At 67.5% G+C, this 7,319-nt stretch carries 9 protein-coding genes; 4 read left to right on the top strand and 5 right to left on the bottom strand.

The window, feature by feature from the left end:
* From ACFV4K_RS33725 to ACFV4K_RS33715, 3 genes are all read right to left on the bottom strand, one after another.
* On the bottom strand, positions 1–568 hold a 568-nt coding region (locus ACFV4K_RS33725), incomplete at its 3' end, for a hypothetical protein (RefSeq protein ID WP_379280349.1).
* A 28-nt stretch (positions 569–596) separates the two neighbouring features.
* Positions 597–911: a hypothetical protein gene (locus ACFV4K_RS33720; protein ID WP_379280348.1), complete on the bottom strand. Its 315-nt coding sequence runs from the start codon at positions 909–911 to the stop codon at positions 597–599.
* A 261-nt stretch (positions 912–1,172) separates the two neighbouring features.
* The gene (locus ACFV4K_RS33715; RefSeq protein ID WP_379280347.1) at positions 1,173–2,402 is read right to left on the bottom strand and encodes a cytochrome P450; all 1,230 of its coding nucleotides are present in this window, start codon (positions 2,400–2,402) and stop codon (positions 1,173–1,175) included.
* Between the two features lie 100 nt (positions 2,403–2,502).
* Between ACFV4K_RS33715 and ACFV4K_RS33710 the strand changes: the two genes are divergently transcribed.
* Genes ACFV4K_RS33710 through ACFV4K_RS33700 form a run of 3 tightly spaced genes read left to right on the top strand, consistent with a single transcriptional unit; the run spans position 2,503 to position 4,108 of the window.
* A complete protein-coding gene (locus ACFV4K_RS33710; RefSeq protein WP_379280346.1) occupies positions 2,503–2,928 on the top strand; it encodes a hypothetical protein in 426 nt (141 codons plus the stop codon).
* Entirely contained in the window at positions 2,922–3,149 is a 228-nt protein-coding gene (locus ACFV4K_RS33705; protein WP_379280345.1) for a helix-turn-helix transcriptional regulator, read from the top strand. Before ACFV4K_RS33710 ends, ACFV4K_RS33705 begins: the two co-directional genes overlap by 7 nt.
* A complete protein-coding gene (locus ACFV4K_RS33700; RefSeq protein WP_379280344.1) occupies positions 3,146–4,108 on the top strand; it encodes an NAD(P)-dependent alcohol dehydrogenase in 963 nt (320 codons plus the stop codon). The genes ACFV4K_RS33705 and ACFV4K_RS33700 overlap by 4 nt, the downstream gene beginning before the upstream one ends.
* Positions 4,109–4,233: 125 nt before the next feature.
* Here the strand turns inward: ACFV4K_RS33700 and ACFV4K_RS33695 are convergent, their stop codons facing one another.
* The gene (locus tag ACFV4K_RS33695) at positions 4,234–4,890 is read right to left on the bottom strand and encodes a TetR/AcrR family transcriptional regulator (protein ID WP_379280343.1); all 657 of its coding nucleotides are present in this window, start codon (positions 4,888–4,890) and stop codon (positions 4,234–4,236) included.
* A gap of 89 nt (positions 4,891–4,979) precedes the next feature.
* Between ACFV4K_RS33695 and ACFV4K_RS33690 the strand changes: the two genes are divergently transcribed.
* Positions 4,980–6,482 (top strand): MFS transporter, encoded by a 1,503-nt coding sequence (locus ACFV4K_RS33690; RefSeq protein ID WP_379280342.1) that lies wholly within the window; start codon positions 4,980–4,982, stop codon positions 6,480–6,482.
* A gap of 297 nt (positions 6,483–6,779) precedes the next feature.
* Here the strand turns inward: ACFV4K_RS33690 and ACFV4K_RS33685 are convergent, their stop codons facing one another.
* Positions 6,780–7,283, bottom strand: coding sequence for a hypothetical protein (locus tag ACFV4K_RS33685; RefSeq protein WP_379280341.1), 504 nt, complete (start codon positions 7,281–7,283; stop codon positions 6,780–6,782).
* Positions 7,284–7,319 lie beyond the last annotated feature (36 nt).

Below are 7,319 nucleotides of genomic sequence, written 5' to 3'. Positions count from 1 at the left end.
GTGCCGGACCGGCCACCGAGCCGTGGGTCCCGGTGTGCTGGGGCAGCTCCTCGTCGAGGGGAATCCAGTCCTCGTGCCGCTGCGAGATCCGCCCGCCGGAGACGGCGATGGCCGTGGCGGCGAGGTCGACGGCCAGGCTGGCGTCGTCCTCGTCCATGGCCAGGATCGACAGGCTCAGCGGTTGCGCGGTCAGGCTCGGTCCCGGCGTGGGAGCGAGCGGGTCGGTGGTCGCGGCCGCCGGGCAGCCGGTGGACAGCATGATCGCGGCGGCCAGGAATTCGACCGGGGTGGCCGCGGCCAGACGCGCGCCCTGGGCCGCGGCGCTGATCAGGCTGTGCGGCGTCGGAAGTCCCTGCGGCAACGGCAGAGTGGGGACCGCGCCCCAGCGGTGCAGCGGCGGGAACATGTCGAAGTCGGAGCGACCCAGCCAGCGGCGGTGGCACAGGAGGGCGAGCCGCGAGGCGGTGTCGCGCAATCGGGTCTGCTCGGCTTGGAAGCTGAGCGTGATCCGCCGGCAGGGCAGCAGCGCGATGGGGCGGGGAACGGAAGGAACAATCACTACGGTCATGAGGCAGCTCGTTCTCTTCGCGGCGGGGTCAACCCTGCACGTCGGCCGGCATCGGGGTGGTGCGGCTGCGGCGCCAGGCCGCGCCGAGGGACAACGCCGAGACGGCGAACATCGCCATCAGGATCAGCGTCGCGAAGAACAGCGTCGCGCTGGCTTCGAGACTGCGGCTGCCGCGGTACCAGATCGCCATGGCCGCCAGAATTGGACCGCTGGTCAGGAGTGCCGGTATTAAAGACAGCAAACCAATAGCAAAAAATTTTGATTGTGGTGGGGCTTGCTTGACCGCGTCGAACCATGCGGCGAGGCGCTGGCTTTCTCTCGGCGACGTTGCTGTCCCGACCATTCTTGCGACACCTCCACATTGTCCGAAAATGCGGTCCCACCAGTATGGCCTGAGTGACGTTAGCGCATCGAACGGTTTCGGAAGGTGAAGTTTTATCGAAAGGTGACCACTCGGTTTGTTCTGTCGCGAATGGGCCGCGACGTTTTTTCGCCCGGCCTCGTCATTCGCCAACCATTAGCCGTGGTCGACCGATCAGTTTTGTGACGCTCATCGCTTCGGCGATGGGCGAGTCGCGCGGAAATCCCCGATCCGCGCGGCCGCCTATGGACCCGCCCAGAGCTGGACGGGCAGCTCCTTCAGCCCGTGCATGAGGGTGCTCGGATGCCATTCCAGCTCCTGCGCCGGGCGCGCCAGACGCAGGTCCGGGAATCGGGAGAGCAAGGCCGAGAAGGCGACTCGCGCTTCCAGGCGAGCCAGGGGAGCGCCGACGCAGAAGTGGATGCCGTGGCCGAAAGCCAGATGGCCGCCGGTGTCGCGGGTCGGATCCAGGGCGTCGGGTTCCTGGTAGCGCTCCGGGTCGCGATTGGCGGCGGGGAGTGCGACGAAGACGAATTCGCCTGCGGGGATGTCGGTTCCGGCGATGGTGACCGGTTCGGTCGTGTGGCGGACGGTGCTCATGTTCACCGGTCCGTCGAAGCGCAGGAACTCCTCGATGGCGGCCGGAATCGCGTCCGGATCGGTCTGCAAGGCGCGCAACTGTTCCGGGTTGCGCAGCAATGCGAGGGTGCCGTTGGCGATCAGGTTCACGGTGGTGTCGTGGCCCGCGATCAACAGCAGCGTGGCCATCCCGACCAGTTCGGTCTCGGTCAGGGTGTCGCCGTCGTCGGCCGGCAGCACCAGCGCCGACAGCAGATCCGATTCGGGGCGTTCCCGTTTCGCCCGCACCAGCCTGGTCAGATAGTCCGCCATGGCCGCCGCGGCGCCGGCCCGATTCTCCTCCAGCCCCGCCACCGCGACGAGTGCCCGAGTCCACTCCTGGAAATCGTCGCGATCCCCGAGCGGCACCCCCAGCAACTCGCAGATCACCGTGATCGGCAGCGGTTCCGCGAACTCGCGCAGCAGATCCACTTCGTCCCGGCCCGCCAGCGCGTCGAGCAGCCCGTCGGTGATCTCCTCGATTCGAGGCGCCAGCTCGGCGACCCGCCGCGGCGTGAACGCCCGGGTCACCAGCTTCCGCAATCGTGTATGCCCCGGCGGATCGGTGCTCAGCATGTGGGTCAGCACCGCCAGCTGCTTCGGATCCGACGGCGGCGCACCGCGTTTGCGGCTGAGCAGCTCGTCGTTGACCGCCGCCGCCTTGCGCAACCGCGGATCGTTCAACGCGGCCCGCCCCGCCGCGTAGTCCAGCACGACCCACCGCACGATCCCGTCCGGGAATCGCACCTGCCGCACCGGGCCGTCCTCGCGCCAGCGACGGTAGTGGGCGTGCGGGTCGGCGAAGAATTCCGGACCGAGCGATTCGATACGGTCCAGGGCTTCGAGATCGGCCATGGTTCCGACACTAGCGGATGGAATCGGTTGCGGCGAAGGCTGTTTCGCAACTATGTAAAGAATTCTGTACATACTGTCGTGTTTTCTTTACACTGATCGCATGCCCTACGAGGAGAAGCGAACCTGGATCCTGGGTGTCGTGGCCGTCGTCTCGTACGCGATCTACCTGATCGTCGTGCTGGTGCGGGCGCGGCACGCGGCGCTGGTCGAGGTCGCCTATGTCGCGCCGATGCTGTGGGCGATCGGTGGTTCCATCGCGGCCTCGATCGTGGCTGCCATCGCCATCGCTATCGGGTCCCGCGATCGCGACCGGCGCGATCAGCGCGACCGTGAAATCGACCTGCGCGGAACGCATGTCGGCCAAGCATTCGTCGTTCTCGGCGCCATCGCGGCGCTGGTGCTGGCCCTGGTCGACGGTGACACCTTCTGGATCGCCAATGTCATCTACCTCGGATTCACGCTGTCCGCGGTCGTCGGCGCGGCCGCCAAGCTGGAGGCCTATCGGCGGGGGATGCGGCCATGGTGAAACCCACGAAGGTCACCAACAACATTCGCGCCCTGCGGTTCTCGCACGGCGAGATGACCCAGGCCGAGCTGGCCGACCGGCTCGGCGTGACCCGGCAGACCGTCAACGCCATCGAACAGGGCAAATACTCACCGTCGCTGGAGATGGCGTTCCAGATCGCCCGGGTGTTCGGTGCACCGCTGGACGAGATCTTCGAATATCCGGAAGGGGAAGAGTCATGAAAGCCATCACCCAGGACGTGTACGGCACCGTTGATGTGTTGTCCTACAGCGATATTCCCACCCCGCATCCGGGTCCGGACGGGGTTCTCGTCCGGGTTCGTGCCGCGGGTGTGGACCCCAGTGTCTGGCACATGATGACCGGCGAACCGCTGGTCGCCCGGCTCGCGCTGGGCCCCGGCAAACCCCGGGAGCGGGTGCGCGGCTGGGACGTCGCGGGCATCGTCGAAGCGATCGGCCCGAAGGTCACCGCATTCGAGCCCGGAGACGAGGTCTTCGGGACGGTCCCCGGTTCGTTCGCCGAATTCGCCGCCGCCCCTGCGGTCAAGCTGCAAGGCAAGCCCGCGAACCTGAGCTTTGAACAGGCTGCGGCGCTACCGATCTCGGGTACGACCGCGCTCACCGGCTTGCGCGACGCGGGCCGCCTCGAAGCCGGTCACCGTGTGCTGATCATCGGCGCCTCCGGCGGTGTCGGTCACCTGGCGGTCCAGCTCGCCAAGCACTACGGCGCGGAGGTGACCGGTGTGTGCTCGGGTGCGTCCGCGGCCTTCGTCACCGGGCTCGGCGCGGATCACGTCATCGACTACCGGACCGAAAAGCTCAGCGGCCGTTACGATCTCATCCTCGATATGGCCGGAAACCGCCCGCTGGCGTTGTTGCGCTCCCTGCTGACCGAGACCGGCACCCTGGTTCTCGGCGGGGGTGAGGGCGGCGGCCGCTTCTTCGGCGGCCTGGGCCGTTCGGTGCGCGCCGAGTTGCTCTCACCCTTCTCGCGGCAGCGTCTGCGCGCCCTGTTGGCCCTGCCCAAGCCCGAAGCCCTGGTCACGCTTGCCGAACTCGCGACCGCGGGTGCAGTCGTCCCGCACATCGACCGCACCTACGCCCTGCCCGAAGCGCCCGCCGCCATCGCGCACCTGGCCGCCGGCCACTCGCGCGGCAAATCGGTCATCGTGGTCAGCTGACTCGGAAAACGTCCGATCGGCTCCGGCTGTGACACTGCCCGGCGCACAGGTGAATCAGTAAGGTCGGCGGACAGGAGCGGGGCCGTGGTCCCGATAGATGCCATACGGGGCATCTATCGGCCGGGTCAGTCCAGTCGGCCGTAGATCAGGCGCAGGATCGCTTCGGTGAGGTCGTCGAGGCCGCGAGTCACCTCGTTCGGGGGCGCCGCGGACAACTGCGACAGCCGGCCGTCGCGCATCAGGGTGACGAGAATCGCCAGCGTTGCCGAGTCGATGCCCTCGGGAGCGAGGCCGGCCGCGCGGTCGCGCTCGATCTTGGCGGCCAGCGCGCTGGTGAATCGGTTCTGGATGGTGGCGATGAATTCGGTCAGTGGCGGGTAGTTGTTGTCGTATCCCTCCAGTGAGCAGACCAGGATCGTGCTGTTGTCGTGCCAGATCGCGGCCGTCCCGGCGAGTTGGGTGCGCAGGAGCTCGCGCTGCGGGCCGGCGGACGGCAGCCAGACGTGGGTCTTGGCGTAGCCGTCGCTCACATCCTCCATCAGGCGCGCGAGAACCGCGTGTTTGGACGGGAAATAGAAGTAGAAGCTGGTGCGCGAAATGCCTGTCGCGGTGGTGATGTCGTCGACGGTCAAGTTGGCCATCGGCTTCTCGGTCAGCAGCCGGCGGGTCGCGTGGAGGATCTCGGCCTCGCGCTGATCACCCTTCGATACGGCGCCGCGGCGGCGCAGTCCTTCGGTCGTGACTCGGGTCTGGTTCACCTTGCGTCCGCCCTGCTGCGCCATGTGTTCACCCTATTCGAGTTGCATTCCTGTAATGGACGTGGCGTCTATCATAATCGACACTGTGTCGATTCCGTCGTAGGGTTTCACGAATGACCTCCCCGCTCGAGCATCGGCGTTCCCCCTCGCCGACCGCGATCGTGCTGACCATGGCCAGCACCGTGTTCCTTCTGGCCATGGCCCAGACCCTGCCGGTGCCCGCGCTGCCGCAGATCGGTGTGCAGCTCGGTGTCTCGGCGACCACCGTCGGATGGGTCACGACCGCGACCATGCTGGCCGCCTCGGCGCTGACGCCACTGCTCGGGCGATTGGGTGATGTCTACGGACACAAGCCGGTCATCCTGGCGACGCTGGCGGTGACGCTGGCCGGCAGCTTGATCGCCGCCTCGGCGCACAGCATCGATCTACTCATCGTCGGAAGGGCCTTGCAGGGGGCCAGTTTCGGACTGTTCCCGCTGGCGATCAGCGTGCTGCGCCAGGAACTTCCCGCCGAGCGCCTGACCGGGGCGCTGGCCGTCACCGCGTCCACGCTGGGCGTGGGCAGCGGTGTCGCGCTGGTGGCCACGGGTCTGCTGACGCAGGGCGGCGCGGATTACCGTCGCATCTTCTGGCTGTGCGTCGTGCTGACGGTGGTGGTGCTGGCGCTGGCGTTCTTCACCCTGCCGCGGCGCGCGGGCCAGGGCGGTCGCGTCGACTATGTGGGCGCCGCCGTGCTCGGTGTCGGTCTGGTCTGCTTGCTGCTGCCGATTTCCCAAGGCCACGAATGGGGTTGGGGCAGTGTCCGGGTGATCGGACTGTTCATCGCCGCGGTGGTCGTGCTGGCCGGGTTCCTGGTGCTGCAGTCCAAGCTGCGTTCGCCGCTGGTGGCGACCTCGCTGCTGGCGCATCGCCCGGTCGCGGTGACCAATCTGGCCAGCTTCTGCGTCGGTTTCGCGATGTTCAGCGTGTTCCTCGGGGCGACCTACTTCGTGGCGACGCCGCGGGCGCTGGCGGGCTTCGGTTTCGACGCCTCCGTACTGCGCACCAGCGTGGCCTTCATGCTGCCGGGTGCGGTGGTCTCGGTCGTGATGGGCCCGATCGCCGGCCGCCTGGTCGGGCGGATCGGGGCACGCTACGTCCTGTTGCTCGCCAGCATCATCGGCCTGTTCGCACTCACCGCCCTGGCGCTGCTGCACACGACCGGCTCGGAAGTCGTTGTCGCACTGATCATCGCGAATGCCGCCATCGCGATCGCGTACGCCGCCATGCCCGCTCTCCTGGTCGCCAATGTGGCGCCGCACGAGACCGGCATCGCCAACTCGATCAACTCGATCATGCGCACCATCGGCGGCGCGATCGGCAGCGCCCTGGTCGTCACCATCCTCACCAGCGACACCCTCGGCCACGCCCTGCCCAACGGTGCGGTGATCGCGCTCCCGGCCGAAGGCGCCTACCGCATCGCCTTCCTGACGGGTGCGGCCTTCTTCGCGGTGGCGGCGCTGCTGGCCGGCTTCGGCCTCGGCCACACCGGCCGCCGCCTGACCCCGCATGAGGTCGAGGAGGACGCCGCCCTGGCCTCCGCCGGCGAATTCGCCACCGCCTCCGCTGCCCTCTGACCCGAATACGCCCGAACCCCTCCGCCGTCCGTACGGTGGAGGGGTTCGCGCTGTCGTCCGCGCGGTCTTACAGCGGGATCGGGCCCGCCGAGCCCGAGGTGAACCACGACACGGTCGCGTTGACGTGGGTCAGGATGACATTGACGATCTCGAGAACGGCAGAACCCATCGATAAATCCTCATGCTCGGGGTGATTGACGCTGCGCAGCGTATCGGACCTGCTCCGAAATGGGGAATCCCCGGTCGACGGGGATCGACCAGGGATTCCGTTGCAGCTCAAACGAAGTCGATGCGCGATCACATGCCCGCGGAGCCGCTGAAGATCGGCAGCACGGCAGCCGCCGAACCCGACGCGGAGCCGGAGTTCACGGCGCTGCCGATGATGCCGCACGCGCTCGACACGGCGGATCCCGGCGAGAACGAGATGTCAGGATAGGTCGACGGATTCTTCGGGCAGATGCTCACATTGACCGAACGCGAGGAGGCGCCCTGAGTGACCGTCAAGGTGTACGCGCCCACGGCCGGTGGGGTCCAGGTGATCTGCGCGAACCCATTGAGCCCGTCTGCGCTGGTGTACGGGGTGTCCTGACCGATGACGGTGCCGTTGACCGTCAAGGTCACCGGGCTGAGCCGGTCGGCCCCCTTGGTCGTGATCGATACGTGGCAGGGAACGGCGGGTGTCCCGCAATCGACGCCGAAATTGTCGATGGCGGCATGGGCGGTCGGGGTCAACAGCAATGGCAGCGCGAGCGCCGGCGCGCCGAGCAGCCCGGCGCGGGCGATCCGCGAGGAGTTGATCATCGCCGGATCATATTTGGAATCAATGCTTTTCACACC

It is taken from the genome of Nocardia sp. NPDC059764 (genome assembly GCF_042732555.1).
Classification (GTDB): domain Bacteria; phylum Actinomycetota; class Actinomycetes; order Mycobacteriales; family Mycobacteriaceae; genus Nocardia.
The sequence above is the reverse complement of the archived record's forward strand: the minus strand, read 5'-3'. Positions and strand labels throughout refer to the sequence as shown.